Raw genomic sequence first — 25,940 nt, 5'->3', positions numbered from 1 at the left:
GATGAAACCCCACGCCACGGCTTACAGCCAACGCTTGTTGCGCGGTCAGTCACCTTCTTACGAACGGTTGCAGGCACGCCTGGCCGAAGATGGCAGCGAACTGGGCGCCGCGCCGATTGCCGTGCATTGCGGTTGGGGCCGATTGCTGATCGGCCATACGTTCCCCGATCCGGCCAGCCTCGCTCAAGAGCTGCTCAATGAGCAGCCGGGCGAACGCGACATTGCATTGTATGTCGCAGCCCCGCAGCAAGTGCTGGGGCTGGAACCGGCGCAGCTGTTTCTCGATCCATCCGACACGTTACGATTGTGGTTCAGCGATTACCGGCAGGCGACCCGTGTGTTCCGCGGCTTTCGCATCCGTCGTGCGCAAAGCGAGGCGGATTGGCAGGCGATCAATCAGTTGTATCAGGGGCGCGGCATGCTGCCGATTGATGCGAGTTTGCTGACGCCACGTCACTTGGGTGGCCCTGTGTATTGGCTGGCCGAAGACGAAGACAGCGGCGCGATCATCGGCAGTGTGATGGGCCTCAATCACCATAAGGCGTTCAATGATCCGGAAAACGGCAGCAGCCTGTGGTGCCTGGCGGTCGACCCACAGTGTTCGCGACCCGGTGTGGGTGAAGTGTTGGTGCGGCATTTGATCGAACACTTCATGAGCCGTGGGCTGAGTTACCTGGACCTGTCCGTGCTGCACGACAATCGGCAAGCGAAAAGTCTTTACGCCAAGCTCGGCTTTCGCAACCTGTCGACCTTCGCCATCAAGCGCAAGAACGGCATCAATCAGCCGTTGTTTCTCGGGCCAGGTCCTGAAGCCGAGTTCAATCCGTATGCACGAATCATCGTCGAGGAAGCCCATCGTCGTGGTATCGATGTGCAGGTCGATGATGCCGACGCGGGCATGTTCACGCTGAGCCATGGTGGCCGCCGGGTGCGCTGCCGCGAATCGCTGAGCGACCTGACCAGCGCCATCAGCATGAGCCTGTGCCAGGACAAAAGCCTGACCCATAAAGTGCTGAAGGCTGCCGGGTTGAACCTGCCTTCGCAGCAATTGGCCGGCAACGCCGATGACAACCTGGCGTTTCTCGACGAGCACCAACGGGTGGTGGTCAAACCGCTGGATGGCGAACAGGGCCAAGGCGTGGCGGTGGACTTACAGACCATCGAAGAGGTCCAGCAAGCCATCGAAGCCGCTCGACAGTTCGACTCGCGAGTGCTTCTGGAAAGCTTCCACGAAGGGCTGGATCTGCGGATTGTGGTGATCGGTTTCGAAGTGGTCGCCGCCGCCATTCGCCGGCCGGCTGAAGTCGTCGGTGATGGCCAGCACTCCATTGGAGCGCTGATCGAAGCCCAGAGCCGGCGTCGTCAGGCGGCTACCAGTGGCGAAAGTAAAATCCCCCTGGATCATGAGACTCAACGCACCTTGCAGGCAGCGGGCTACGACTACGACAGCATTCTGCCGGCTGGCGAGCATCTCTTCGTACGGCGTACGGCGAATCTTCATACGGGCGGAGTGCTAGAGGACGTTACGGCGATCCTGCATCCGACGTTGGTGGACGCCGCGGTGCGTGCAGCTCGGGCGCTGGACATCCCGATGGTCGGGCTCGACCTGATGGTGCCGGCCGCCGACCAACCGGAGTATGTGTTTATCGAGGCCAATGAGCGTGCGGGGTTGGCCAATCATGAACCGCAGCCGACGGCCGAGCGGTTTGTGGATTTGTTGTTTCCGCATAGTCAGCCGGCGGTCTCTTAGTGATGCAGTGCCTGGACTGGCCTCTTCGCGGGCAAGCCTCGCTCCTACCGCTGAACGCCTCGTATTTGTAGGAGCGAGGCTTGCCCGCGAAGGCGGCCTGACAGGTGATAAAGAATTCCCTCATCGAAACCATCGATGGCCTCAACTCATCAGGAGTTTCCATGACCAGCAAAATTCCCGAACCGGACCTGAACTACCTGCAAAAAGTCCTGCTGGAAATGCTCGCCATTCCCAGCCCGACCGGGTTCACCGACACCATCGTGCGTTATGTCGCCGAACGGCTTGAAGAACTTGGCATTCCATTTGAAATGACCCGCCGCGGCACCATCCGCGCCACCCTCAAGGGCAAGAAGAACAGCCCGGACCGGGCAGTTTCCGCGCATCTGGACACCATCGGTGCCGCGGTTCGCGCAGTGAAAGATAATGGACGCCTGACCCTGGCGCCGGTCGGTTGCTGGTCCAGCCGTTTTGCCGAGGGCAGCCGCGTCAGCCTGTTTACCGATAACGGCGTGATCCGTGGCAGCGTGTTGCCGTTGATGGCTTCCGGGCACGCGTTCAATACCGCCGTGGATGAGATGCCGATCAGTTGGGATCACATCGAGTTGCGCCTGGACGCCTACTGCGCCACCCGCGCCGATTGCGATTCCCTGGGGATCAGCGTCGGTGATTTTGTGGCCTTCGATCCATTGCCGGAGTTCACTGAAAGCGGACACATCAGCGCCCGTCACCTGGATGACAAGGCCGGTGTCGCGGCGCTGCTCGCCGCACTTAAAGCCATCGTCGACAGCGGCGAAACGTTGATGATCGACTGTCATCCGCTGTTTACCATCACCGAGGAAACCGGTAGCGGCGCGGCGGCAGCGTTACCTTGGGATGTCAGTGAATTCGTCGGAATCGACATTGCGCCGGTCGCACCGGGCCAACACTCCAGCGAGCACGCTGTCAGCGTGGCGATGCAGGACTCGGGAGGGCCTTATGACTATCACCTGTCGCGGCATCTGTTGCGCCTGGCCAGTGACAACGAGTTGCCGGTGCGCCGCGATCTGTTCCGTTACTACTTCAGCGATGCCCATTCGGCTGTGACCGCCGGCCACGACATTCGCACCGCCCTCCTCGCCTTCGGCTGCGACGCCACTCACGGCTACGAACGCACCCACATCGACAGCCTCGCCGCCCTTAGCCGCCTGCTCGGCGCCTACATTCTCAGCCCACCGGTGTTCGCCAGCGACGCACAACCGGCCAAGGGTTCGCTGGACCGGTTCAGTCATCAAATCGAGCATGACACGCAGATGGAAAGCGATACCCGGGTGCCCTCGGTGGATAGCCTGGTGGGGCAGCGCTCCGAAAGCTAAAGCAACCGCAACCGCAACCGCAACCGCAACCGCAACCGCAACCGCAAACTGTAGGAGCTGCCGAAGGCTGCGATCTTTTGATCTTTGACGACAGTCATATCGCTGAAGATCAAAAGATCGCAGCCTTCGGCAGCTCCTACGGGATCTTTTGCGTCAGTGATGGTGCCGAATATCTGGTGATGCGTTCATAACCGCCGTAGCATCGCGCCATTGTTTAGCCGAGGTGCCTATGCTGATTCCCTACGACCAACTTGAAGTCGACACCCTGACTCGCCTTATCGAGGATTTCGTCACCCGTGACGGCACGGACAACGGCGACGACACGCCGCTGGAAACCCGCGTATTGCGGGTTCGTCAGGCATTGACCAAGGGTCAGGCATTGATCGTCTTCGATCCGGAAAGCGAGCAATGCCAGTTGATGCTCAAGCATGACGTGCCCAAACACCTTTTCGACTGAGGCCTTCAGCGCCGCTTGTTTTTGGCCAGTTTTTTCTGGATGCGTTCATAGACCTCGGCGCGGTGCACATTGACGCTCAGCGGCGCTTCCACACCGAAGCGCACGGTGTTGCCGTTGACGGCGACAACACGCACAGTGATGTCGTCACCGATGGAAATCAATTCGCCTTCAACGCGGCTGAGTACAAGCATGGCATTCGTCCTTCAGGGTTATCGAACCCTGAAGATGCCCGCCGCGCAGCGAGTCTTCAATGCGATGACAGCAAACCAGACCTGCCCTACGGCGCCGCACAAGCCTCTCTGACGGAAACGTCTGACAAACCCTATGAATGAAGGACCGATCCTTCAGGAAGCGGAGAAGCGAGGGCCGAAAAGGATAACGCTCGCCCCGATCACACACAACGCCACACCAATCCAGTCCGAGCCTAGCGGTCGAATCCGCTCGACCACCGCCAGCCAGCCAATCGATGCAATGATGTAGATGCCGCCGTAAGCCGCATAGGCGCGCCCGGCGTAGGTCGCTTCGACCCGGGTTAGCAGCAGCGCGAACAAGGTCAGGCTGAGCAGCGCCGGCACCACCCACCAAACGCTTTTACCCTGGCGCAGCCACATCCAGAAGGCAAAGCAGCCGGCGATTTCAAACAGCGCGGCAAGGAAAAACCACAGGTAATTTAGCATGCAGACGTCTCGCGAGGATGACCGATTGCGGCCACCCTAGCGACGGTGTTGCCTACGGGCAAGTTCAGCCTGCGGATTGTTTGGCCTTGGCGCGCATTTTATCGGCCATGACGGTCATTTCGTTGTAGAGCAGTTGCGGGTTCTTCTGTTTGAGCGCCCAGGCCATACGCCCCTGTTCGTGGGGCAGAATCATGAACTCGCCGGCGGCAACATGCTGGTAGATGTAGTCGGCAATGTCGGCAGCGGTGATCGGCGAACTTTCCAGCAGTTTGCCAACCTGGGCTTTCATGGCCGGCGTCGGGCCTCGGAAGGAGTCCAACAGATTTGTCTGGAAGAATGACGGGCAAACGACGTGCACGCCGATTTCCTGTTGTGCCAGTTCGATCAGCAGACTTTCAGACAAGGCCACCACGCCGGCCTTGGCCACGTTGTAGTTGCTCATGGCCGGGCCTTGCATCAGGGCGGCCATCGAGGCGATGTTGATGATCTTGCCTTTGCTTTTTTCCAGCAGCGGCAGGAAGGCCTTGCACCCCTTGACCACGCCCATCAGGTTGATCGCGATTTGCCAGTCCCAGTCTTCCAGCGACAGTTCATTGAAAAACCCACCCGAGGCAACCCCGGCATTGTTGACGATGACGTCGATGCCACCCAGTTTCTCTTCGCAGGCTTGGGCGAAGGCGGTCAGCTGGCTGTAGTCACGCACATCGCAACGCTGGATAAAACCATCACCGCCGGCTTCGCGAACCAGTTTCAGGGTTTCCTGCAGTCCCGGTTCGCTGACATCCGACAAAGCCAGCCGCCAGCCTTCACGCGCCCAGCGCAGCGCGATTTCGCGACCTAGACCCGAGCCCGCGCCAGTGATCATCATGCGATTTTGCATAGCAAACAGCCTTGTTGTTCCGGGGAAGATATGCCGAGTGTAGCGAAGGATATTGACCGACCCACGCTCCATCAGATTGCTGAATAGCCGAAGCAAAGCCAAAAGATTGCCACCTTCTGTAGAAGCTGCCGAAGGCTGCGATCTTTTGCCTTTCATACACAGCGAAATGGGCAAATTAAAATAACGAAATAAGCCTTTCTTCGAAAAACATTAAAAAAACTTGGAATTTTCCGTCGTTCGCGACTGTCGGATTTTGTAAGCAGCTCGGATTTATTGCATTCCAGCTGATAGTAAAAGCTAGGTCACTCCAGAACACTTCCAACAAGGAAATAGACATGGGCACAATTCTTATCGTTATCCTGATCCTCCTGCTGGTAGGTGGTTTGCCGGTCTTCCCACACTCCAGAAGTTGGGGTTATGGCCCGTCGGGTATCATCGGCGTGGTGTTGGTGGTGCTGTTGATCCTGCTGTTACTCGGCAAGATATAAAGATTTAGCAGGCAAAAAAAAGAGGCCCTTTTGAAGGGCCTCTTTTTTATTGCGCCAAACTTAGTCCGGCTTGCCGTCAACCACTCCGGCGGTGTTGTCGATCAGACTTTTGGTCGCCGTTTGCAGGAACGCTTCGAGCTTGAGCTTCAACTCAGCCGTACGCGGTGCATCCGGAACGATCTCGGCGTGGGGATTTGCGCCCAGTACGTACTGATACATCTTCGGCGCCATCTCCTTTTCCTTCGGCAGCACCAGAATCTGGTCAGCCGTAACGATCGCCGTGGTCTGTTCACTGCCCGACGGCTTGATCACGCCAAACCCGGTGTCGCCTTCCGGCAGGTTGAGCAGATCACGTCCCCAGCACTGATGACGCACTTCGCCACCGATGCGGCCCATGATGGTCGGCACGATGTCGATCTGAGTGCCCACCGTGTGGTCACGCTGCCCGAACTTTTCCTGGATGCCCGGTGCAATCATCAGCATCGGCACGTTGAAGCGGCCCAGGTCCATTTCGGTGATTTGACGCTCGTTGCCAAACCCGTGATCGCCGACGATGACAAACAGGGTTTCCTTGAAATAAGGCTCCTTGCGGGCCTTCTCAAAGAATTGACCGACTGCCCAGTCCGCATAACGCATGGCGGTCAAATGCTCGTTCAGGCTGCCACGGTCAGTCACAGGCTCGACCGGCAATGGCGTCGGCAAGGCGTATGGCGTGTGGTTGGACAGGGTTTGCAGCAACGCATAGAACGGCTTGCCGTTTTCCCGCGCCTTGAGCTCGACCAGACCACGGTCGAACATGTCCTGGTCGGACACGCCCCAGGTCGGATCGGAGAACACCGGGTTCACAAAATCGTTGCGACCGATAAAGTTGGTCATGCCCTGGTTGCTGAAGAAGCCCGACTGGTTATCCCAGGCGAAGTCGCCGTTGTAGACGTAAACATCGTCGTAGTTACGGGCGCTGAGCAACTGGGGGAGGCCGGACAACTTGTGGCTGCCTTCCGGGGTTTGCATCAGGTATTCGAAACCCGGCAGGTTCGGAAAACAGGCCATGGTGGCGAACATGCCCTGGTGCGTATGGGTACCGTTGGAGAAGAAGCGGTCGAACAGCAGGCCTTCTTTCGACAGTTTGTCGAGGTACGGCGTGATGTTGCCCGGCGCGCCCAAGGCACCCACCGAGTGACCGGCCATGCTTTCCATCAGGATCACAACGACGTTCTTGATCGGCAGGGTCTTGTCCGCCGGCGGCGTGTAGTCGCGACGCACTGCAGCGGTGTCGGCGTCTACCAGCTTGTCATCCGCCATCACCAGCATGTCACGCACGATTTTCTGTGCTTCAGGCTGAGGCAGGGTCGCCTTCCAGATGTTGTCGCGATCTTCGGACATCCGGCTCTTGGCCGCCGCGATCAGCGACAACGTGCCGTTGAGGCCCAACTGGTTGGCGAAGTTCGAATCGGTGGTGTAGACGTCACCCCAACGCAGCGGCGGGCCCTGACGCAGGGTGCCACGAGCGGCAACGACGCAGATCAGCAGGCACACCACGAACACCGCGATGCGCGCATACCACGGGGCGATCTGGCGCGTGCCGATGCTGCCGCCGCTGAAGGGACCGCGAGGACGGGTCGCACGGTCGGCGCCCTTGAATGCCAGGGTCAGGATCAAGGTGCCGACGGCCCAGGCCAGCAGGTAACGAACCACCGGGAAACCGTACCAAAGCATGCTCATCACGGTTTTCGGGTCTTCCTTTACATACTGGAAGACCAGGCCGTTGAGGCGCTGGTGGAACTCGCGGTAGAAGTCCATTTCCATCAGGCCCAGGAACAGCGCGATGCTCGAGGCAATAGTCAGCCAGAAACGGAAGAACCCTCGAGCGGCCATGGCGCGGGCGCTGAACAGGGCCAACAGCAGTGGAATGCTGAGATAGACCACCAGGCGCAGGTCGAAACGCAGGCCGTTGGCAAACGCCTCGAAAAAGGTCGCGGCAGGTGTGTCGAGGATCATCTCGCGGTTGTAGACCAGCAGCGCGACGCGCAGCAGGCTGAACATGACCATCATGACCAGGGCACACAACAGCGTGTAGGCCAGATGCGATTTGACGGTCGGTTGCAGCAGGCGACTTGAAGCTCGCTGCTGATTCAGGGCGTCCGGGATTGCCATGTCGTTTTAGGACCCATTGGAAGTTGAAGTTTCAAAAATACTGCTGCGCCCTGCCCTCTGTTGGCCATTACTTGGCCCCGGGGCTTGCGCGGTGCGCAAATGTTGCACGATCAACCGCAGCATTGCCATTGATTACTGCCGGGCATTGCTGGCGCGGGCGAATTGTCTTGGAGGCTTTGTGAAAATTTTGTGCAACGCATATTCGGAAACACAATTTAGTCCCCAGTTCCTGATGCCAGTTAGTTCGCGGGAGTATGTGTTTTTATAGTGACGTGTGTTTTTTGTTCGGGGACATATCCGTTTTTGCGGTAAAGGCTGCTGGCGGTTTCGCTTTTACAGCGACTCCCTTTTGCAACGCCCAAAAGTAAGCAAAAGGCTTTGCCCCTCCATTCGGTGCCTCGCTAAGGCTCGGCATGCCCTCACTCCGGCATTGCTCCGGGGGCCGCCGCCATCGGCCATCCATGGCCGGGGGCGGCTACCGCGGCATCCTTGCCGCGGTAGCCGCCTGCGCAACGCCTGCGTTCGGCCTCTGGGAAAGGGGCAACAGATCAAGTTCAAAAGCCACATCAAGATCAAAAGATCGCAGCCTTCGGCAGCTCCTGCAGGGGATACCTACATACGAAAAATTGGGTCGGCCGTCAGGCCGCCTTCGCGAGCAAGCTCGCTCCCACATACAGCAGATCGGCATACGGCTTTTGATCTTCACCACTCAAGGCCGAGCGTTAGCTCGCCTGCTTTTGATCTGGACGCACCGCCCCCTCGTGAGGCCGAGTGCAGGTTCTGCGCAGTGGGCAACCCGGCATGGATGCCGGGTTAGCCGCCCCCGGCCATGGATGGCCGATGGCGGCGGGCCCACGGAGCAGGACCGGAGCGAGGGCATGCCGAGCCACAGCGAGGCACCGAACGAAAGGGGCAGAAGCGCTTGGTTACCTGGCGCTCTTCCAAGTGACTCGCTGTAAGAGCGAAACCAATATCAGCATCACAAAAAAAACGAATATGCCCCCAATCACCCAGGCTCTTTACCCACCTCATACTCACGCAACTTATTGGCAATGGTGGTATGCGAAACCCCCAGTCGCTTACCCAATTGCCGACTGCTCGGATGCTCTGAATACAGTCGCTCAAGCACCGCTTTTTCAAAGCGCCCAACAATCGCATCCAACCCACCCTCCAGCGAAAAATCGCCAAGCGGCTGACGCACACCATAGTCCGGCAACCGAATATGCTCAGCCTTGACCGTCCCGCCCTCACACAGGGAAACCGCCTGAAACAGCACGTTCTCCAACTGTCGAACGTTACCCGGCCAATGGTAGTGACTGAGCCGATCCATCGCGGCCGGGGCCAGTTTCGGCAGCGGACAGCCGATTTGCCGACTGGCCTGATCGAGGAAGTGCTCCACCAGCGGCGTCAAACCATCAAGGCATTCACGCAGTGGCGGGATATGCAGCGAAAGCACATTCAAGCGGTGATACAAATCCTGACGAAATTCACCGCGAGCACACAGTTCGGACAGGTCGACTTGCGTCGCACAAATCACCCGCACGTCCAGATAAACCTCTTCATCGCTGCCCACACGACGGAAGCATCCGTCCTGCAAGAAGCGCAGCAATTTCACCTGCAGGCGCGGGCTCATCTCCCCGACGCCATCGAGAAACAACGTGCCGCCGGCCGTCAGCTCCAATAGTCCAAGCTTGCCTTCGGCGCGCGCGCCTTCGAAGGCTCCAGGGCCATATCCGAATAACTCGGTCTCAGCCATCGATTCCGGCAGACCGGCGCAATTAAGTGCCATCAACGGCGATTGCCCCCGCGGGCTCGCCAAGTGACAGGCGCGCGCGAGCAACTCTTTACCCGTGCCGGTTTCGCCTTCTATCAATAGCGGCGCATCGAGCGGCGCCATGCGCCTGGCTTCGCGCACCACGGCCGCCATCACTTTCGAGCTTTGAAAAATGCTGTCGAACCCGCGTAACTCCTGCTTGCGAACATTATAGATGCGCTCCCCTACCCGGTCGGCGCGGTGCAGCGTCAGCACGGCGCCCGCCATGGCTTCGCTGTCGTCATGCTCCGATTGCAGCGGCGCGATGTCGGCGAGGAACACATCGCCCTTGACCTTCACGCGCAAGCCGTTAATTCGCGACTTGTTCGCGCGCACCAGCTCCGGCAGGTCGAAATCCTCGGCGTAGCGCGACAGCGGGATGCCCGGCACCTCATCCACCCGCACCCCGAGCAACTGCGCCGCCGCACGGTTGGCAGCGACGATGGAACCGCCCATATCGATCGACAGCACCGGGAACTCCAAGGCGCCGAGCAACGCATTGAGCTCCATGTGCCGACGCTCGCTGGGCATCAGCCCTACGCGCTTGACGCCAAAAACCCCCGCTATCGATTCAAATTTCGGACGCAACGCCTGGAACTGAATGTTGATCAGGTTCGGGCAATGCAGGTAAATCGCGTTGCCATGCTCGCCCCCGACTTCGCCGCGGGCAACGTTGATCCCGTACTCGACCAGCAAGTTGAGAATGTCGCGCAGGATGCCGATGCGGTTCTGGCAGTGGACTTTGATACGCATAATAAGAGGCCCGAAAAAGCGATGAATTTGGTGGATGTCCAGGTTGCTTACCTGTGGGAGCGAGCCTGCTCGCGAAGGCGGTCTGTCTGAAACATCAATACAGAATGTGCCGACGCTTTCGCGAGCAGGCTCGCTCCCACAGGAATATTTCTGCTAACGCACTCAGATAGTCGTCAAGATTATGTGACACCCGCACGTCATTTCAAACCCGAAAAACTTATGCGGAGCACCACAACGGACAATCTGTAACGAATACTTTACGAAAACCAGCGATTTCTCCTACGCACCGCACATCACACATGCTGCAACCTCGCAACGCTTGAGGTATTTCTAAGTCCATAGCAGGACATAACAAGAACGAAATCCCCTAGCAGGAGAGCAGCATGAAGCAGTCGCACTACGTGGCTCGCGAGCCCGATGCGCAAGGTTTTATCGACTACCCCGCCGAAGAACACGCGGTGTGGAACACGCTGATCACTCGCCAATTGAAAGTGATCGAAGGGCGTGCGTGCCAGGAATACCTGGACGGTATCGAAAAACTCGGTCTGCCCCACGACCGCATTCCGCAACTTGGTGAGATCAACAAAGTCCTCGGTGAAACCACCGGTTGGCAGGTTGCGCGGGTTCCCGCACTGATTCCGTTCCAGACTTTCTTTGAATTGCTGGCGAACAAGCAGTTTCCCGTGGCGACGTTTATTCGTACCCGCGAAGAGCTGGATTACCTGCAAGAGCCGGACATTTTCCACGAGATCTTTGGCCACTGTCCGCTGCTGACCAACCCCTGGTTTGCGGAATTCACCCACACCTACGGCAAACTCGGCCTACAGGCCTCCAAGGAAGAACGCGTGTATCTGGCGCGCCTGTACTGGATGACCATCGAGTTCGGCCTGGTGGATACGCCAGAAGGCCAGCGAATTTACGGCGGCGGCATTCTCTCCTCGCCGAAAGAAACCGTGTATTGCCTGTCGGACGAACCCGAGCATCAGGCCTTCGATCCGCTGGAATGCATGCGCACGCCATACCGCATCGACATCCTGCAACCCCTGTATTTTGTCTTGCCGAACCTCAAGCGCCTGTTCGACCTGGCTCACGAAGACATCATGGGCATGGTCAAGCAAGGTATGCAGCTGGGTTTGCACGCGCCTAAATTTCCGCCAAAAAAAGCTGCGTGATCCGCAGCTTTTAGAATCAAGTGAGCCTGTCAGGAACCGACGCTTTGGTTTAGCGTGGTGACACTGACGGCCGATTTCCAATAATTCGATTTCAGGAACACATCATGTCCACATTGAACCAAGCTCATTGCGAAGCCTGCCGCGCCGACGCCCCTCAAGTCAGCGACGAAGAACTGCCGGTACTGATCAAGCAGATCCCGGACTGGAACATCGAAGTTCGCGACAGCGTCATGCAGCTGGAAAAAGTTTTCCTGTTCAAGAACTTCAAACACGCGCTGGCGTTCACCAACGCCGTCGGTGAAATCTCCGAGGCTGAAGGTCACCACCCAGGCCTGCTGACTGAGTGGGGCAAAGTCACCGTGACCTGGTGGAGCCACTCCATCAAGGGCCTGCACCGCAACGACTTCATCATGGCCGCGCGCACTGACGAAGTGGCCAAGGACGCGGAGGGCCGCAAATAATGCATTTCGACGCCATAGGTCGAGTACCCGGCGACCCGATCCTCGGCCTGATGGAGGCCTATGCGCAGGACCCGAACCCGCGCAAATTCGACCTTGGCGTAGGTGTCTATAAAGATGCCCAGGGCCTGACACCGATTCTCCAGTCTGTGAAGCTCGCCGAGCAGCGCCTGGTGGATCGCCAGACCACCAAGACCTACATCGGCGGTCACGGTGAACCGGCGTTCGGCAAGGCCATCAATGAACTGGTGCTCGGCTCAGAGTCTTCGGTGATCGCCGAACAACGGGCCGGTGCGACCCAGACGCCGGGCGGCACCGGCGCGTTGCGCTTGAGCGCAGATTTCATCGCCCAGTGCCTACCGGGCCGTGGCGTATGGCTGAGCAATCCGACCTGGCCGATTCACGAAACCATCTTCGCCAAGGCCGGGGTCAAGGTCAGTCATTACCCGTATGTTGGCAGCGATAATCGCCTCGATGTGGAAGCGATGATCGCGGTGCTTAAAGAAGCGCCGAAGGGCGATGTGGTTTTACTGCACGCCTGCTGCCACAACCCGACCGGTTTCGATCTCTCCCATGACGACTGGCGCCGGGTACTGGACGTGGTGCGCAGCCGCGATCTGGTGCCGCTGATCGACTTCGCTTATCAGGGTTTCGGTGATGGCCTGGAACAGGACGCCTGGTCGACGCGGTTGTTCGCGGCCGAGTTGCCTGAACTGCTGATCACCAGCTCCTGCTCGAAGAACTTCGGCCTGTACCGCGACCGCACCGGCGCCCTGATTGTCTGCGCGAAAACCGCTGACAAGCTGGTGGATGTTCGCAGCCAACTGGCCAACATCGCCCGCAACCTGTGGTCGACACCACCGGATCACGGAGCTGCAGTGGTGGCAACCATCCTTGGCGACCCGGAGCTTAAAAGCCTTTGGGCTGATGAAGTTGAAGCCATGCGCTTGCGCATTGCCCAACTGCGCAGCGGTCTGGTGGAAGCACTCGAGCCCCACGGTTTGCGCGAGCGTTTTGCGCACATCGGCGTGCAGCGCGGGATGTTTTCCTACACTGGCTTGACGCCGGATCAGGTGAAACAGCTACGTGATCACCACAGCGTTTATATGGTCGGTACTGGCCGGGCGAACGTGGCGGGGATTGATGCGACGCGCCTAGACCTGCTGGCCGAAGCCATCGCTGAGGTGTGCCGCCCTTAAAAGATCGCAGCCTTCGGCAGCTCCTACAGGACATACACCAATCCACTGTAGGAGCTGCCGGAGGCTGCGGTCTTTTGCCTTTTCTTTTCAAAGCCACAGACCTGTCTAGACAACTCCATCCGTCGAAACAAATGGATATAAAACTCTATTTGTCATTTCTCCTGCTGTATCCTGCCCAAGCTTTGTAAAAGCGCGGATCTACCAGATCTATCAACAGACTTTGCGAGGAGCGCGAAACATGCACGAGATCCCTAATCTCCCCTTCCCAAGCCTGCACGAAACTGAGCAGACACCCACGCAACAAGCCGGCGCCGAACAGCCCGAGCCAAAAGAAGCCTCTGAACGCCGCCAGGCCGACAGCGAAGACTGAAACACCTGCAATGCCAGACCGTGTGGAAAGCGCTAACATGCGCTTTCCACACCGCCTGAACCCCGAGCCCCACCATGACCGACGACTTCAGCGAGACACAAGCCAGCGTCCTCATCGGCACCGCCGAGAAGATGATCGAAATCTGGAATCGGCTCTCCCCCGAAAAACAAGCCGCCTTGCTGGCCCGGTTCGGCAGTCAAGAAAACGCCTTGGCCGCCCTGGTCACGACGCAGCTGGTCGCTCCCGCCAAGCCCTGACCCACCGCCGCCCGGCAAATAGTTTTACTTTTTCCACGACCCGCGACCGCTCGCACCGCTATCATAAGCAGCCTATCTATCCTGCTTCCCCGTGGACCTTTACTCATGTCTGAAAACCAGCGCCCCCTGGCGGTCACGCTGCAAGTTGTTTCCATCGTCCTGTTCACCTTCATCGGCTACCTGAATATCGGCATCCCCCTGGCCGTATTGCCGGGCTATGTCCACAGCGACCTCGGCTTCGGCGCAGTGATTGCCGGCCTGGTAATCAGCGTGCAATACCTGGCCACCCTGCTCAGCCGTCCGTATGCCGGAAAAATCATCGACAACAAGGGCAGCAAACTGGCGGTGATGTATGGCCTCGCCGGCTGTGGTTTGAGCGGGGTGTTCATGTTGATTTCGGCCTGGACCCAGAGCCTGCCGATGTTGAGTTTGATCAGTCTGTTGATGGGTCGCCTGGTGCTCGGCAGCGCGGAAAGCCTGGTGGGTTCCGGCTCGATTGGCTGGGGCATCGGCCGGGTTGGCGCGGCCAACACCGCCAAAGTCATCTCCTGGAATGGCATCGCCAGTTACGGCGCACTGGCCGTCGGCGCACCGTTGGGCGTGCTGCTGGTGAGCAAGTTGGGTTTGTGGAGCATGGGCGTAAGCATTGTGTTGCTGGCCGTGCTGGGCCTGGCGCTGGCCTGGCCGAAAACCGCGGCGCCGATTGTGGTCGGGGAACGCCTGCCGTTCATACACGTGCTGGGTAGAGTGCTGCCGCACGGCTGCGGCCTGGCACTGGGCTCCATCGGTTTTGGCACCATCGCCACGTTTATCACGCTGTATTACGCCACCCAACACTGGGAAAACGCGGTGCTGTGCCTGAGCCTGTTCGGTGTCAGTTTCATTGGTGCGCGATTGTTGTTCGGCAACCTGATCAATCGCCTCGGCGGCTTTCGCGTGGCGATTGTCTGTCTTTCGGTGGAAACCCTCGGCTTGCTGCTGCTGTGGCTGGCACCGGATGCCCATTGGGCGCTGGCCGGCGCAGCGTTGAGCGGTTTCGGTTTCTCGCTGGTGTTTCCGGCGCTGGGGGTGGAAGCGGTCAATCTGGTGCCGGCCTCCAGCCGTGGCGCGGCCGTCGGGGCTTATTCGCTGTTTATTGATTTGTCGCTGGGGATTACCGGGCCGGTGGCCGGTGCAATTGCGGCGGGATTTGGTTTTGCCTCAATCTTCCTGTTTGCCGCACTGGCTGCCCTGAGCGGATTGATGCTGAGCATTTACCTGTACCGCCAGGCACCGAAGTATCGCGAAGAAAGAAACGCGCGCTAGAAATCGACCTTGCCACGCCCGGCCTTGATGCTGCCGCGCTTGGTCTTGGATTCGAGCCGACGCTTCTTCGAACCGAGGGTCGGCTTGGTCGGGCGGCGTTTCTTTTCGACCTTGATGGCACTGAGGATCAACTCGGTCAGTCGCTCCAGCGCATCGGCGCGGTTGGCTTCCTGCGTCCGGTATTGCTGAGCCTTGATGATCAACACGCCTTCGCTGGTGATGCGGCTGTCTCGCAGCGCCAGCAGTCGTTCCTTGTAGAACTCGGGCAAGGACGAGGCCGGAATGTCAAAGCGCAGGTGCACGGCACTGGAGACCTTGTTGACGTTCTGCCCACCGGCGCCTTGGGCGCGAATGGCCGTCAATTCGATCTCGGCATCCGGCAGATGCACGTTGTTGGAAATCACCAGCATGGAAAAGCGTCCGGGTTCGGGGCGTTCAGGATACCGCGAAAGACGCGCTCAATTGCAGGGAATCAATGGAGCAAGCGAGTTCGAGAAATCTTAGTGGATTTTTCTTACAGCGTTCTCGGATTTGCGAAAGGGAAGTTGCCTTGTTTTGAATGCAATACTAATCTAAGGACTCATATCGAAGGATTATATTATCCAATGAACCTTGAAAATATTAGGTATTACATCGCAGTCACACTCTTGGTATTGATCGGCGCTGCACCGCCCTCCGGACTAATAATATTTAGTATAAAAAAAACAATAAACATAGACGAAAAGCATTTAAACACGACCTACCTGGCGATATACGCAACTGTAGTTTTTTTTGGTTTAGTCTTTTATATCCCAAAAATGCGCGGCAAGACCTGATGTATTAGACCACTCACACCAACGCGTCCTATAGAAAAATCATCCCTCTCCAATGATTGTATTTATTGTTAGAAAATCAATTAACGCCTCAAAAGTCAACGTCAGCTTTCCCGTTTGTTGGTAAGCCCTTTCGTAGTTGATTGGATCACGCCTAAAAAGCTCCACCGCCCCAGGCTTGGGTACCTTCCTGAAAACTCCGTACGCCGAAGAAAACAGGTCAATAGAGTAATAAGCTACATCTCCATGATAATCATCCAATATATCTCTGTAGATACGTCTCAAAGGTCCGACTGAACTTGGAGCTCCTGGCCCATAATAGATATTACTCAAGCTTTCATAAATATTATTCAGACCATGTCCGACCACAACTCCCCCAGCAACCCCACCTAGCCCTCCTGAACTACCAATGACCGAAACACCCGTTTGAACCTGCATCGCCCCCGCCACAACCCCCACACCGTTCTGAAGGTAAAATCGAGCCTTTGATAATAATTCTTCGTGTTCTGCTCTTAACGCCTGTACCCCCTGCCACGCGCTGATCAGTCCACCGTGTGACACCATCAGGCAAATGGGTCATGCCAATATTGCATCCAACCGCAACCAGTTCAGAAGCTGCCTTAGTCACATCGTGAATATCGCAGGAATCCTCATTCATCCTCGACCCCCCAACTGCTGTAAGCACTTGTGGCCCAAGGAATATGCGCCCACGCAATATCCCTGTAACGAATGGACACAAGCTCCTGCGGTTCTGCATCGTTCATACGAATAGCGTGAGGAACCTGCACGCTGATATGCGCAATACGCGCATCGGTGAGATGTATTGAGTAATATCGCTCTTGCCCCCCAGACGAGGCAGTACGGTAGAAATTGATAATACACTCCACTTCTTCCCCTTCATGCAAAGCGCTCGCCAACAACGGCGATGATTTATCAATACCTTTGGTAATCGTGACAGGCATGTGCTTGCCACGACCTCCTGCCTGGCTGCCATCAACACCCGCCAACATATCGTGAGAGTAGGCCAACACCATAATTTCATCCTGATGGCCGGACTGACACTTATTACCGATGGAGCTTTGACCGGAACAACCCGCAGATATCAAACCTTGCCGCTTACCGGTAATCGTCATATAGCTGTGACTGGCCATAACCACTCCTTATGAATTAGGAGCGCCAGCCTATGATAAAAAGTTACCGACATGTTGTAGGTTACTTCTGAATTAACGAACCTCTATCAGTTTCCGAAATCTCTGTAGTAAACAGCTTCTACTTATGTAGGAACGGGACTTCAGCGCGATCGAAAACTCAAACAGCACAAACAACAAACCCGGCACTTGGCCGGGCTTGTTGTTTCTGCGTCAGGCGTTACTTCACGGCAGAACCCGCAGCCTGCAACACCTGCTGCGCACTACGTTTGTTCTTGATGCCATAGCAGACCCACATGAACGCAACCCACACCGGAATCGCGTACACCGAGATCTGGATCCCCGGAATCAACAGCATCACGCCAAGGATGAACACCACGAACGCCAGGCAGATGTAGTTGCCGTAGGGGTACCAGAGGGCCTTGAACAGAGGCGTCTGCTGGGTCTTGTTCATGTGCTGGCGGAACTTGAAGTGCGAGAAGCTGATCATCGCCCAGTTGATCACCAGGGTAGCCACGACCAGTGACATCAACAGTTCCAGCGCGTTTTGCGGGATCAGGTAGTTCAGCAGTACGGCGATCAACGTCACCGCCGCCGACGCCAGGATCGAACGCACGGGCACGCCACGCTTGTCGATCTTCGCCAACGCTTTCGGTGCATCGCCCTGCTCGGCCATACCCAGCAGCATGCGGCTGTTGCAGTAGGTGCCGCTGTTGTACACCGACAGCGCCGCCGTCAGGACCACGAAGTTGAGGATGTGCGCGGCGGTGTTGCTGCCGAGCATCGAGAACACTTGCACGAACGGGCTGCCGCTGTAGGAATCGCCGGACGCATTGAGAGTCGCCAGCAGGCTGTCCCATGGCGTCAGCGACAACAGGATGACCAGTGCACCGATGTAGAAAATCAGGATCCGGTAGATCACCTGGTTGATCGCTTTCGGGATCACGGTTTTCGGCTTGTCGGCTTCAGCTGCGGTGAACCCGAGCATTTCCAGGCCGCCAAAGGAGAACATGATGATCGCCATGGCCATCACCAGACCGCTGATGCCATTCGGGAAAAAGCCACCGTGGGACCACAGGTTGGTGACCGACGCCTGCGGGCCTCCGTGGCCGCTGACCAACAGATAGCTGCCCAGGGCGATCATGCCGACGATAGCCACGACCTTGATGATCGCAAACCAGAACTCGGCCTCGCCGAAGACTTTGACGTTGGCCAGGTTGATCAAGTTGATCAGCACGAAGAAGCCGGCGGCAGAGACCCAGGTCGGGATGTCCGGCGCCCAGTAGTGGATGTATTTACCGACCGCGGTCAGCTCCGACATGCCCACCAGAATGTACAGGATCCAGCAGTTCCAGCCCGACAGGAAGCCGGCGAAACCACCCCAGTATTTGTGCGCGAAGTGGCTGAAGGAACCGGCCACTGGCTCTTCAACGATCATTTCGCCCAGCTGGCGCATGATCATGAACGCAATGAAGCCGCAAATGGCGTAGCCAAGGATCATCGACGGGCCGGCGGATTTCAGCACACCGGCCGAGCCAAGAAACAACCCGGTACCAATCGCGCCACCGAGGGCGATCAATTGAATATGGCGATTTTTCAGGCCGCGTTTCAGCTCGCCTGATTGCGAGTTTGGGCCAGTCATGAAAAGAGTCTCACGTTCAGCGTATTAACAACGGTCATGCGTCACCTGTTTGTTTTTATCTGTGACGAAATCGAACCCGACACGCTCGTGACGCGGCGGAGTGAACAAGGCGGATAGCCTCGAGGTTTGCGCAGATGCGCAGGAGGTCACAGGTAAAACGCGGCGCATTGTACACCTGTAACCCCCTGCTGCCAGACATCGCTGGATCAGCGTGCCGGATGCCGGGATTGCACGTGTCCGCCCCGAAGCGTTCGGGCGGCTGCAAGAATGGAGTCAGACCTTTGCAAGTCTTCGACGGGGGTGATTGAACAATCACGCCTCGAGGGGAGATGGAGATGAGTCACGGCGTTCATTGCGCCTCCTTCTTGTTATGCACCTGCACGACAGGCATGGGGCGCATAACACCCTGCATGGCGCGGTGAAACAAGCGGGCTAGAGCATGGGAGGGAGCAAGGGAAAGCGCTGAGCGTAAATGTTTTCTTACAGTGTTTGGGTCGAGATGATTTCACAGGGCCAAACAAAGGGCTTCGTCAGGTTTTCGTTACAGCGCGTAACGTTGCTTTTCCAATCTGGATATAGGGGTGCTCGCGAAAATTTTCGCCGCCGCACCACCGTATCTAAATCCAGACAAAAAAAAAACGCCAACCCGAAGGTTGGCGTTTTTCATGCAGCGCTTACCGATTACTCAGGCTTGCGACGACCGAAGCCTGGACGCTGGCCGGAACCGGCTGGCGCGCCACGGCGTTTGCCTGACGGGGCATCCTTGTCGACCAGGACGATGCCCGGGCGTTTCTTCGGTGCTGGCTTGGCCGGACGCTTGGTGTCGGAAGGACGGTCGGCCACTGGCGTACCGCGGCCCGACTCTCCACGACCAGCAGGGGCACCGCGATCACTGCGACCACCGCTTGGTGCACCGCGGCTTTCGCCACGTTCAGTACGACCGTTGGCCGGACGCGGGGTGCGTGGGCCACGCTCGCCATCGGCACGAGGTGCGACTGGCTTGCGGGACGGACGCTCGCCTTCGATCTGCGGCTCACGTGCTGGACGCGGGCCGGCTGCCGGAGCGCCAGCCGCTGGACGCAGCGTACGCACGCGCTCGGTCTTGCCGACCGGACGCGACGATTTACGCTGCATGCGCTCGAGCTTGTCTTTGCTCTTGGCGTTCATCTGAGGCATGGCCACCGGGGTCAAGCCCACTTCAGCACTCAAAATGTCGACTTCGTACTGGCTCATTTCGCGCCAGCGACCCATCGGCAGGTCGGAGTTGAGGAACACCGGTCCGAAACGCACGCGCTTCAGGCGGCTGACCACCAGGCCCTGGGATTCCCACAGGCGACGGACTTCGCGGTTACGACCTTCCATCACCACGCAGTGGTACCAATGGTTGAAACCTTCGCCACCTGGAGCCTGCTTGATGTCGGTGAACTTGGCCGGGCCGTCTTCAAGGACGACGCCTGCTTTCAGACGTTCGATCATCTCGTCATCGACTTCGCCACGCACACGTACCGCGTATTCACGGTCCATCTCGTAGGAAGGGTGCATCAGGCGGTTGGCCAGTTCGCCGTCAGTGGTGAACATCAGCAGGCCGGTGGTGTTGATGTCCAGACGACCGATGTTGATCCAGCGACCTTCTTTCGGGCGCGGCATCTTGTCGAACACGGTCGGACGGCCTTCCGGGTCGTCACGGGTGCAGATTTCACCGTCAGGTTTGTTGTACATGATCACGCGGCGTACCGACTCGGCGGCTTCTTCGCGCTTGATCACCTTGCCATCGATGGTGATGGCGTCATGCAGGTCGACGCGCAGGCCGAGGGTGGCGTCTTTGCCATTGACCTTGATGCGGCCGTGGCTGATCCAGGCTTCTACGTCACGGCGCGAGCCGACGCCGATACGGGCGAGGACTTTCTGCAGTTTTTCGCCTGCTGGGCCGATTTCCTGGTCGTCTTTCTGGTCGTTGATACTCATCTGGGCACCTCCCGGTGTGGTCTGTTCAGGCCAGGCCTGAAGAGTTGAAAGCTGGTTCTCGGACGAAGGGATCGCCGGAGGGTCGCGAATCATACGCTCATGGGAGCGTTCGCGCATCAGAGACTAGCTGATGGAGGCAAGGTTATTTGTTTTTCCGCCGACCGGTGGCGCCGAGCTTGATCAACCGTAACGAGGCTTCGGCGAGCACGGTGCGTTTGTCGGCTTTGTCGAGTTTCTTCCAGGCCTTGATCTCACGTTTGCTGCGGCCACAGCCGAGGCAGATGTCGTCGGTGAATTTGCAGACGCTGATGCAGGGGTCTTTGGTTGAGCTCATTGTCGCCTCCAGGATCAAGAGATCGCAGCCTTCGGCAGCTCCTACGTGGGATTTGCATCGACCTGTAGGAGCTGCCTAAGGCTGCGATCTTTTAGCGGCCCCTCAATCTTCGAATTCGCGACGTTCGGCTTCGATCGCTTCCGCGAGGGCCCGCGCTTCGGCTTCTTCGTCGGTCAACTCGGGCTCGGGCTCGGGTTTCTGCTGATCAAGGGCAGCAACGGCAGCCAGGAGTTTTTCACGAGCTTCGGCGACGCCCAGCACATCGTCTTCAAACTCTTCTTCCGAGTCTTCTTCCGGCTCTTCTTCGACTGTGGCTGCGGGCTCGGCCTGAAGTTCAACCTCAGCTTCCGCCGGCTCCGAAACCGCCTCGGTTTCGGTCAACTCACCATCGCGCAACAAATCGTCGAAATCGGTCTTGATCCCCTCCTCCATGGTGTCCAGTTCCAGCAGTAACGTATGGAAACTGGTTTCTTCCTTCGGCTCTTCCGGTTCGGCGCTGGCATCCGCCAGCTCCTGCAATCCGGCGGGCACTGGCGCGTCGTCGAAATCGAGCACCGGATCACGTTCCATTTCCCGCAGCTCGGCCAGTGGCGGCAGGTCGTCCAGATTCTTCAGGTTGAAGTGATCGAGAAACGCCTTGGTGGTCGCAAACATCGCCGGTTTACCGGGTACGTCGCGATAACCGACGATGCGAATCCACTCGCGTTCAAGCAGGGTTTTAACGATGTGACTGTTAACCGCGACGCCTCGCACGTCTTCGATCTCGCCCCGGGTGATCGGCTGGCGATACGCGATCAGCGCCATGGTCTCGAGCATGGCACGCGAGTAACGCTGCGGCCGCTCTTCCCACAAACGACCGACCCACGGCGAGAATTTTTCGCGGATTTGCAAGCGATACCCGGAAGCCACTTCCTTCAGCTCGAAGGCACGACCGTCGCAGGACTTGGCCAGAAGAGTCAGGGCCTTCTTGAAGACCGGAGGTTCTGGCCGCTCGCCTTCTTCGAAGAGTTCGAACAGGCGTTCAAGCGATTGCGGTTTTCCCGAGGCCAACAGGAAGGCTTCAAGCAGTGGCGCCAGCTCGCGGGGTTCAGTCAGGTTCATGATTCAACTCGTTATTCGGCTCGGGCTCGCACGTGGATCGCCGCGAACGGCTCATTCTGCACCAGCTCGACCAAAGATTCCTTGACCAGTTCGAGGATCGCCATAAAGGTCACCACCACCCCCAGGCGACCTTCTTCAGCGGTGAACAGTTCGACGAAGGGCACGAAACCGCCGCCCTTGAGCCGTTCCAGCACGTCGCTCATGCGTTCGCGCGTGGACAGCGCCTCGCGGCTGACCTGGTGACTTTCAAACATGTCACCCCGACGCAACACCTCGGCCATGGACATCAACAACTCTTCCAGGCTCACGTCCGGCAACAGTTTGCGCGCCCGGGCTTCGGGAGCGTCGAGCTTGGGCACCACCACGTCGCGGCCTACCCGGCTCAAGGTATCGATGCCTTCGGCGGCAGCCTTGAAGCGCTCATACTCCTGCAAGCGGCGGATCAGTTCTGCGCGGGGGTCGTCTTCTTCGGCTTCGATGGTCTCGGCGCGAGGCAGCAACATCCGCGATTTGATCTCGGCCAGCATCGCGGCCATCACCAGGTATTCCGCGGCCAGCTCCAGACGCACCGACTGCATCAGCTCAACATAACCCATGTACTGACGGGTGATTTCCGCCACCGGAATGTCGAGGATGTTGATGTTCTGTTTGCGGATCAGGTACAGCAGCAAGTCGAGAGGGCCTTCGAAGGCTTCAAGAAAGACCTCGAGCGCATCCGGCGGGATGTACAGGTCCAGCGGCATTTCCATGACCGCCTGGCCATAGACCATGGCGAAGGGCAGCTCTTGCTGGGCTCCGGCCTGACTGTCGACGGGTTCTACTGCAGACATCTAGGCCTCGGCCATGAACGGCGAAGGGTCGCCGCAACCGACGCGGATCACTTCCGGCTCGCCATCAGCGAGGTTGATCACAGTGGACGCCTTGATCCCGCCGAAACCGCCGTCGATGATCAGGTCGACCTGATGTTCGAGCAACTGGCGCATTTCGTGAGGATCGGTCAACGGGTCGGTGTCGCCGGGCATGATCAGCGTCACGCTCATCAACGGCTCACCGAGTTCTTCCAGCAACGCCAGGGCGATCGGATGGCTGGGCACACGCAGGCCGATGGTGCGTTTTTTCGGGTGCAACAATAGCCGCGGGACTTCGCGGGTGGCGTTGAGAATAAAGGTATAAGGCCCTGGCAGGTGGGCTTTGAGCAGGCGGAAGGTGCCGGTGTCGATCTTGGCGAACAGCCCCAGTTGCGACAGGTCGCTGCAAATCAGCGCGAAGTTGTGCTTTTCGTCCAGCTGTCTCAACCGGCGCACGCGCTCCACGGCATTCTTGTCGCCGATCTGGCAACCAATGGCGTAGGACGAGTCTGTGGGATAAATCACCACCCCGCCTTTGCGGATGATCTCGACAGCCTGTTTGATCAGGCGCGCTTGCGGGTTTTCCGGATGAATCTGGAAAAATTGACTCACATTCTCTACCTGTTCAGACGGCGGCAATAATTGGGTCATGTTTGAATCGACACCACAGTGGTGGCAGATCCTCCGGGAGCGGGCGGTACTCACCGATCTCGGACCAGCCTCCAGGGCCATGAAAATCACTGCCGGCGCTGACCAGCAGACCGAACTCGCGGGCCAGAATCGCCAGGCTGCCCACTTGTTCGGCAGGCTGATGGCCATTGACCACTTCGATCGCGTGGCCCCCTGCTTGAATATAGTCAGAAATCAAGCGGCGACGCTTGCTGCGAGTGAAATCGTAGTGCCACGGATGCGCCAGACTGACCCAGGCCTTCGCGGCCCGCAGGGTTTCAACCGTGTCTTCCAGGGTGGGCCAGTGTTGCTTGACGTCACCCAACTTGCCGGCACCCAGCCATTTGCGAAACGCTTCGGCGCGATCCTTGACGAAACCTTCGCGTACCATCCAGTCGGCGAAGTGCGGACGCGCCGGCGCATTACCGCTGTCGCCCAGCTCCTGCTGGATGTTGCGTGCACCTTCCAGCGCGCCCGGCATGCCCTTCAACGCCAGCTTGCGACTTATTTCTTCGGACCGCAGCCAGCGACCATCGTGCAATTTGGCAATGGCATCGACCAACGGCGGCGCATTCACATCAAAACCGTAGCCCAGCACATGAATGGTCGCGCCGCCCCAGGTGCAGGACAACTCGACGCCGTTGACCAATTGCATCCCCAGCGCGATCGCCGTGCTGCGGGCCTCATCGAGCCCTTCAAGGGTGTCGTGGTCAGTCAGGGCCAGGACTCGCACGCCTTTCTCGTACGCACGCGCAACCAGAACTGCAGGCGCGAGAGCGCCGTCGGAGGCTGTGCTATGGCAGTGCAAATCAACATTCACGGGGATGTGTTACCTCAAATCAGCTGACGCTATCGCGCGCCCATATGTTTGTTATTATGCCGCCACATCCTGCTTCTGGCTGCCACTGTGAAACAATTCATCGATTTCATCCCGCTCCTGCTGTTCTTCATCGTCTTCAAGATTGATCCCCGGGTCGTTGACGTCGCCGGACATGAGTTGACTGTAGGCGGTATTTACAGCGCCACCGCGATGCTGATCATCAGCTCCCTGGTGGTTTACGGCACGCTTTTCATCAAGCAGCGCAAGCTGGAGAAGAGCCAGTGGCTGACCCTCATCGCCTGCCTGGTGTTCGGTAGCCTGACCCTGGCGTTCCACAGCGAGACCTTCCTGAAATGGAAGGCCCCGGTGGTCAACTGGCTGTTCGCCCTTGCGTTCATCGGCAGCCACTTCGTCGGTGATCAATTGCTGATCAAGCGCATCATGGGCCACGCGCTGACCCTGCCGGATGCGGTCTGGACCCGCCTGAACATCGCCTGGATCGCGTTTTTCCTGTTCTGCGGTGCCGCCAACCTGTTCGTCGCGTTCACGTTCCAGAGCTACTGGGTCGACTTCAAGGTCTTCGGCAGCCTGGGCATGACGTTGCTGTTCCTGGTCGGCCAGGGCATCTACCTGTCCCGCCACCTGCACGACGCCGATACCACTACGCCAAAAACCGAGGACTGACATGCTTTACGCAATCATTGCCACAGACGTCGCCAACTCCCTGGAAGCCCGCCTGGGCGCACGGCCCGCGCACCTTGAGCGCCTGCAAGTGCTCAAAGGCGAAGGTCGCATCGTATTGGCCGGCCCACACCCGGCGGTGGACAGCAATGATCCGGGTGCTGCGGGTTTCACCGGCAGCCTGATCGTCGCCGAATTCGACTCCCTGAGCGCCGCACAGGCCTGGGCCGACGCCGACCCGTATATCGCCGCGGGTGTCTACGCCAACGTTTCGGTCAAGCCGTTCAAGCAAGTCCTGCCTTAGTATCCTGTCTCGCGATGAACCTTCTCGGTTCATCGCGCTCTCAATCGCTCATTATTCTCGTTTGCCTGCCGATAACCTGCCCAATAATTCGATTGGAATCAGGAGTCGCGATGCGCAAGGGTCCGTTGTGTCTGATGTGGGTGACGTTGTCGATCATGGCTCCGGCCCACGGTGAAGAAAGCGCCAACGGCGGTGGATCGACGCCGCTGTCCTTGAGCGCCGGCAGCCAGATCACCGAGTTGCAGCAACGCTTGAAGGTGAGCGAGCAGCAACGAGAAGAACTGAGCAAGCAACTGCAAACTGCCGATGGTGAACGCGAGAGCGTTCAACTGACCCGATTGCGCCAGGAGAACCAGCGCCTCAAGCTGCAACTCAAGGAGACTCAGGCCAGCAGTTCGCTGCCACGCCTGTTGACGGATCAGCAGCAATGGTTCGTCATCGGCGCCGGAGTAGCGCTATTGGCCCTGCTCTGCGGTATCTTCGCCAGTGGTGCAAGTCGAAAACGTCGGCAATGGCTAAATTGAGTGATTC

General features: G+C 58.3%; 28 protein-coding genes. 13 read left to right on the top strand and 15 right to left on the bottom strand.

Features of this window, described 5'->3' with window-relative positions; all coding sequences use genetic code 11:
* Window position 1: 1 nt before the first annotated feature.
* From ngg to ACA052_RS07515, 3 genes are all read left to right on the top strand, one after another.
* The gene (gene ngg, locus ACA052_RS07525) at window positions 2-1,750 is read left to right on the top strand and encodes an N-acetylglutaminylglutamine synthetase (RefSeq protein ID WP_497649089.1); all 1,749 of its coding nucleotides are present in this window, start codon (window positions 2-4) and stop codon (window positions 1,748-1,750) included.
* Between the two features lie 161 nt (window positions 1,751-1,911).
* Window positions 1,912-3,102 (top strand): osmoprotectant NAGGN system M42 family peptidase, encoded by a 1,191-nt coding sequence (locus ACA052_RS07520; RefSeq protein ID WP_497649088.1) that lies wholly within the window; start codon window positions 1,912-1,914, stop codon window positions 3,100-3,102.
* A gap of 229 nt (window positions 3,103-3,331) precedes the next feature.
* Window positions 3,332-3,559 carry a YheU family protein gene (locus tag ACA052_RS07515; RefSeq protein WP_007945785.1) on the top strand — a complete coding sequence of 76 codons (228 nt, stop codon included), beginning with the start codon at window positions 3,332-3,334 and terminating at the stop codon, window positions 3,557-3,559.
* 5 nt (window positions 3,560-3,564) lie between these two features.
* On the opposite strand, the gene csrA is transcribed toward ACA052_RS07515, so the two are convergent.
* The 3 genes from csrA to ACA052_RS07500 all read right to left on the bottom strand — a co-directional run bounded on the left by csrA (window position 3,565) and on the right by ACA052_RS07500 (window position 5,116).
* Window positions 3,565-3,750, bottom strand: a complete 186-nt coding sequence (csrA, locus tag ACA052_RS07510) for a carbon storage regulator CsrA (RefSeq protein ID WP_497649087.1) — start codon at window positions 3,748-3,750, stop codon at window positions 3,565-3,567.
* A 153-nt stretch (window positions 3,751-3,903) separates the two neighbouring features.
* The gene (locus ACA052_RS07505; RefSeq protein WP_059406827.1) at window positions 3,904-4,236 is read right to left on the bottom strand and encodes a YnfA family protein; all 333 of its coding nucleotides are present in this window, start codon (window positions 4,234-4,236) and stop codon (window positions 3,904-3,906) included.
* Window positions 4,237-4,300: 64 nt separating this feature from the next.
* Window positions 4,301-5,116 carry an SDR family oxidoreductase gene (locus ACA052_RS07500; RefSeq protein WP_497649086.1) on the bottom strand — a complete coding sequence of 272 codons (816 nt, stop codon included), beginning with the start codon at window positions 5,114-5,116 and terminating at the stop codon, window positions 4,301-4,303.
* 329 nt (window positions 5,117-5,445) lie between these two features.
* On the opposite strand from ACA052_RS07500, the gene ACA052_RS07495 reads away from it, so the two are divergent.
* Window positions 5,446-5,604 carry a DUF3309 family protein gene (locus ACA052_RS07495; protein ID WP_169858239.1) on the top strand — a complete coding sequence of 53 codons (159 nt, stop codon included), beginning with the start codon at window positions 5,446-5,448 and terminating at the stop codon, window positions 5,602-5,604.
* Window positions 5,605-5,664: 60 nt separating this feature from the next.
* Here ACA052_RS07495 and ACA052_RS07490 read toward each other — a convergent pair whose 3' ends face one another.
* Window positions 5,665-7,758, bottom strand: coding sequence for an LTA synthase family protein (locus tag ACA052_RS07490; protein WP_497649085.1), 2,094 nt, complete (start codon window positions 7,756-7,758; stop codon window positions 5,665-5,667).
* A gap of 1,006 nt (window positions 7,759-8,764) precedes the next feature.
* Entirely contained in the window at window positions 8,765-10,324 is a 1,560-nt protein-coding gene (locus tag ACA052_RS07485; RefSeq protein WP_497649084.1) for a sigma-54-dependent transcriptional regulator, read from the bottom strand.
* A 383-nt stretch (window positions 10,325-10,707) separates the two neighbouring features.
* Here ACA052_RS07485 and phhA point away from each other — a divergent pair, with 383 nt between their 5' ends.
* The 6 genes from phhA to ACA052_RS07455 all read left to right on the top strand — a co-directional run bounded on the left by phhA (window position 10,708) and on the right by ACA052_RS07455 (window position 15,085).
* Window positions 10,708-11,496: a phenylalanine 4-monooxygenase gene (gene phhA / locus ACA052_RS07480; RefSeq protein ID WP_497649083.1), complete on the top strand. Its 789-nt coding sequence runs from the start codon at window positions 10,708-10,710 to the stop codon at window positions 11,494-11,496.
* A 104-nt stretch (window positions 11,497-11,600) separates the two neighbouring features.
* Entirely contained in the window at window positions 11,601-11,957 is a 357-nt protein-coding gene (locus ACA052_RS07475; RefSeq protein ID WP_008030478.1) for a 4a-hydroxytetrahydrobiopterin dehydratase, read from the top strand.
* A complete protein-coding gene (locus ACA052_RS07470; protein ID WP_497649082.1) occupies window positions 11,957-13,153 on the top strand; it encodes an amino acid aminotransferase in 1,197 nt (398 codons plus the stop codon). Before ACA052_RS07475 ends, ACA052_RS07470 begins: the two co-directional genes overlap by 1 nt.
* 238 nt (window positions 13,154-13,391) lie before the next feature.
* Window positions 13,392-13,523, top strand: coding sequence for a hypothetical protein (locus ACA052_RS07465; protein ID WP_497649081.1), 132 nt, complete (start codon window positions 13,392-13,394; stop codon window positions 13,521-13,523).
* Window positions 13,524-13,597: 74 nt separating this feature from the next.
* Window positions 13,598-13,780, top strand: coding sequence for a hypothetical protein (locus ACA052_RS07460; RefSeq protein WP_497649080.1), 183 nt, complete (start codon window positions 13,598-13,600; stop codon window positions 13,778-13,780).
* Window positions 13,781-13,885: 105 nt separating this feature from the next.
* Window positions 13,886-15,085, top strand: coding sequence for an MFS transporter (locus tag ACA052_RS07455; protein ID WP_497649079.1), 1,200 nt, complete (start codon window positions 13,886-13,888; stop codon window positions 15,083-15,085).
* Here the strand turns inward: ACA052_RS07455 and arfB are convergent.
* From arfB to ACA052_RS07405, 10 genes are all read right to left on the bottom strand, one after another.
* Window positions 15,082-15,495, bottom strand: coding sequence for an alternative ribosome rescue aminoacyl-tRNA hydrolase ArfB (gene arfB / locus ACA052_RS07450; protein WP_157714241.1), 414 nt, complete (start codon window positions 15,493-15,495; stop codon window positions 15,082-15,084). The two genes, ACA052_RS07455 and arfB, sit on opposite strands and share 4 nt — an antisense overlap.
* Before the next feature lie 444 nt (window positions 15,496-15,939).
* On the bottom strand, window positions 15,940-16,461 hold the full coding sequence (locus ACA052_RS07445) for a DUF4225 domain-containing protein (protein ID WP_497649078.1): 522 nt from the start codon (window positions 16,459-16,461) through the stop codon (window positions 15,940-15,942).
* Window positions 16,462-16,547: 86 nt separating this feature from the next.
* Window positions 16,548-17,048 carry an Hcp family type VI secretion system effector gene (locus tag ACA052_RS07440; RefSeq protein WP_497649077.1) on the bottom strand — a complete coding sequence of 167 codons (501 nt, stop codon included), beginning with the start codon at window positions 17,046-17,048 and terminating at the stop codon, window positions 16,548-16,550.
* A gap of 217 nt (window positions 17,049-17,265) precedes the next feature.
* Window positions 17,266-18,687 (bottom strand): amino acid permease, encoded by a 1,422-nt coding sequence (locus tag ACA052_RS07435; protein ID WP_497649076.1) that lies wholly within the window; start codon window positions 18,685-18,687, stop codon window positions 17,266-17,268.
* 681 nt (window positions 18,688-19,368) lie between these two features.
* Window positions 19,369-20,652 (bottom strand): 23S rRNA pseudouridine(2605) synthase RluB, encoded by a 1,284-nt coding sequence (rluB, locus tag ACA052_RS07430; RefSeq protein ID WP_497649075.1) that lies wholly within the window; start codon window positions 20,650-20,652, stop codon window positions 19,369-19,371.
* Between the two features lie 142 nt (window positions 20,653-20,794).
* Window positions 20,795-20,986 (bottom strand): DUF1289 domain-containing protein, encoded by a 192-nt coding sequence (locus ACA052_RS07425; protein WP_497649074.1) that lies wholly within the window; start codon window positions 20,984-20,986, stop codon window positions 20,795-20,797.
* Window positions 20,987-21,088: 102 nt separating this feature from the next.
* Window positions 21,089-22,087, bottom strand: coding sequence for an SMC-Scp complex subunit ScpB (scpB, locus tag ACA052_RS07420; RefSeq protein ID WP_497649073.1), 999 nt, complete (start codon window positions 22,085-22,087; stop codon window positions 21,089-21,091).
* An 11-nt stretch (window positions 22,088-22,098) separates the two neighbouring features.
* Window positions 22,099-22,917 carry a segregation and condensation protein A gene (locus ACA052_RS07415; protein ID WP_497649072.1) on the bottom strand — a complete coding sequence of 273 codons (819 nt, stop codon included), beginning with the start codon at window positions 22,915-22,917 and terminating at the stop codon, window positions 22,099-22,101.
* Window positions 22,918-23,547 (bottom strand): L-threonylcarbamoyladenylate synthase, encoded by a 630-nt coding sequence (locus ACA052_RS07410; RefSeq protein WP_497649071.1) that lies wholly within the window; start codon window positions 23,545-23,547, stop codon window positions 22,918-22,920. It abuts the gene before it with no gap.
* A 13-nt stretch (window positions 23,548-23,560) separates the two neighbouring features.
* Window positions 23,561-24,424 (bottom strand): PHP domain-containing protein, encoded by an 864-nt coding sequence (locus ACA052_RS07405; RefSeq protein WP_497649070.1) that lies wholly within the window; start codon window positions 24,422-24,424, stop codon window positions 23,561-23,563.
* An 87-nt stretch (window positions 24,425-24,511) separates the two neighbouring features.
* Here ACA052_RS07405 and ACA052_RS07400 point away from each other — a divergent pair, with 87 nt between their 5' ends.
* The 3 genes from ACA052_RS07400 (at window position 24,512) to ACA052_RS07390 (ending at window position 25,933) form a co-directional block, all read left to right on the top strand.
* A complete protein-coding gene (locus tag ACA052_RS07400) occupies window positions 24,512-25,108 on the top strand; it encodes a septation protein A (RefSeq protein ID WP_497649069.1) in 597 nt (198 codons plus the stop codon).
* Window position 25,109: 1 nt separating this feature from the next.
* Entirely contained in the window at window positions 25,110-25,409 is a 300-nt protein-coding gene (locus ACA052_RS07395; protein WP_111451836.1) for a YciI family protein, read from the top strand.
* A 110-nt stretch (window positions 25,410-25,519) separates the two neighbouring features.
* Window positions 25,520-25,933: an SH3 domain-containing protein gene (locus tag ACA052_RS07390; protein ID WP_497649068.1), complete on the top strand. Its 414-nt coding sequence runs from the start codon at window positions 25,520-25,522 to the stop codon at window positions 25,931-25,933.
* The last annotated feature ends 7 nt before the right edge of the window (window positions 25,934-25,940 follow it).

Source organism: Pseudomonas sp. LBUM1644 (assembly GCF_059716195.1).
This window is presented reverse-complemented; position numbering and strand designations above follow the sequence as displayed.

Coding starts and splice junctions, on each gene's coding strand:
- scpB (WP_497649073.1), bottom strand. CDS start 22,087: ATGAACCTGACTGAACCCCGCGAGCTGGCGCCACTGCTTGAAGCCTTC.
- arfB (WP_157714241.1), bottom strand. CDS start 15,495: ATGCTGGTGATTTCCAACAACGTGCATCTGCCGGATGCCGAGATCGAA.
- ACA052_RS07515 (WP_007945785.1), top strand. CDS start 3,332: ATGCTGATTCCCTACGACCAACTTGAAGTCGACACCCTGACTCGCCTT.
- phhA (WP_497649083.1), top strand. CDS start 10,708: ATGAAGCAGTCGCACTACGTGGCTCGCGAGCCCGATGCGCAAGGTTTT.
- ACA052_RS07520 (WP_497649088.1), top strand. CDS start 1,912: ATGACCAGCAAAATTCCCGAACCGGACCTGAACTACCTGCAAAAAGTC.
- ACA052_RS07455 (WP_497649079.1), top strand. CDS start 13,886: ATGTCTGAAAACCAGCGCCCCCTGGCGGTCACGCTGCAAGTTGTTTCC.
- ACA052_RS07445 (WP_497649078.1), bottom strand. CDS start 16,461: ATGGTGTCACACGGTGGACTGATCAGCGCGTGGCAGGGGGTACAGGCG.
- ACA052_RS07470 (WP_497649082.1), top strand. CDS start 11,957: ATGCATTTCGACGCCATAGGTCGAGTACCCGGCGACCCGATCCTCGGC.
- ACA052_RS07505 (WP_059406827.1), bottom strand. CDS start 4,236: ATGCTAAATTACCTGTGGTTTTTCCTTGCCGCGCTGTTTGAAATCGCC.
- ACA052_RS07415 (WP_497649072.1), bottom strand. CDS start 22,917: ATGTCTGCAGTAGAACCCGTCGACAGTCAGGCCGGAGCCCAGCAAGAG.
- ACA052_RS07490 (WP_497649085.1), bottom strand. CDS start 7,758: ATGGCAATCCCGGACGCCCTGAATCAGCAGCGAGCTTCAAGTCGCCTG.
- ACA052_RS07460 (WP_497649080.1), top strand. CDS start 13,598: ATGACCGACGACTTCAGCGAGACACAAGCCAGCGTCCTCATCGGCACC.
- ACA052_RS07500 (WP_497649086.1), bottom strand. CDS start 5,116: ATGCAAAATCGCATGATGATCACTGGCGCGGGCTCGGGTCTAGGTCGC.
- rluB (WP_497649075.1), bottom strand. CDS start 20,652: ATGAGTATCAACGACCAGAAAGACGACCAGGAAATCGGCCCAGCAGGC.
- ACA052_RS07485 (WP_497649084.1), bottom strand. CDS start 10,324: ATGCGTATCAAAGTCCACTGCCAGAACCGCATCGGCATCCTGCGCGAC.
- ACA052_RS07435 (WP_497649076.1), bottom strand. CDS start 18,687: ATGACTGGCCCAAACTCGCAATCAGGCGAGCTGAAACGCGGCCTGAAA.
- ACA052_RS07425 (WP_497649074.1), bottom strand. CDS start 20,986: ATGAGCTCAACCAAAGACCCCTGCATCAGCGTCTGCAAATTCACCGAC.
- ACA052_RS07440 (WP_497649077.1), bottom strand. CDS start 17,048: ATGGCCAGTCACAGCTATATGACGATTACCGGTAAGCGGCAAGGTTTG.
- csrA (WP_497649087.1), bottom strand. CDS start 3,750: ATGCTTGTACTCAGCCGCGTTGAAGGCGAATTGATTTCCATCGGTGAC.
- ACA052_RS07475 (WP_008030478.1), top strand. CDS start 11,601: ATGTCCACATTGAACCAAGCTCATTGCGAAGCCTGCCGCGCCGACGCC.
- ACA052_RS07395 (WP_111451836.1), top strand. CDS start 25,110: ATGCTTTACGCAATCATTGCCACAGACGTCGCCAACTCCCTGGAAGCC.
- ACA052_RS07390 (WP_497649068.1), top strand. CDS start 25,520: ATGCGCAAGGGTCCGTTGTGTCTGATGTGGGTGACGTTGTCGATCATG.
- ACA052_RS07465 (WP_497649081.1), top strand. CDS start 13,392: ATGCACGAGATCCCTAATCTCCCCTTCCCAAGCCTGCACGAAACTGAG.
- ngg (WP_497649089.1), top strand. CDS start 2: ATGAAACCCCACGCCACGGCTTACAGCCAACGCTTGTTGCGCGGTCAG.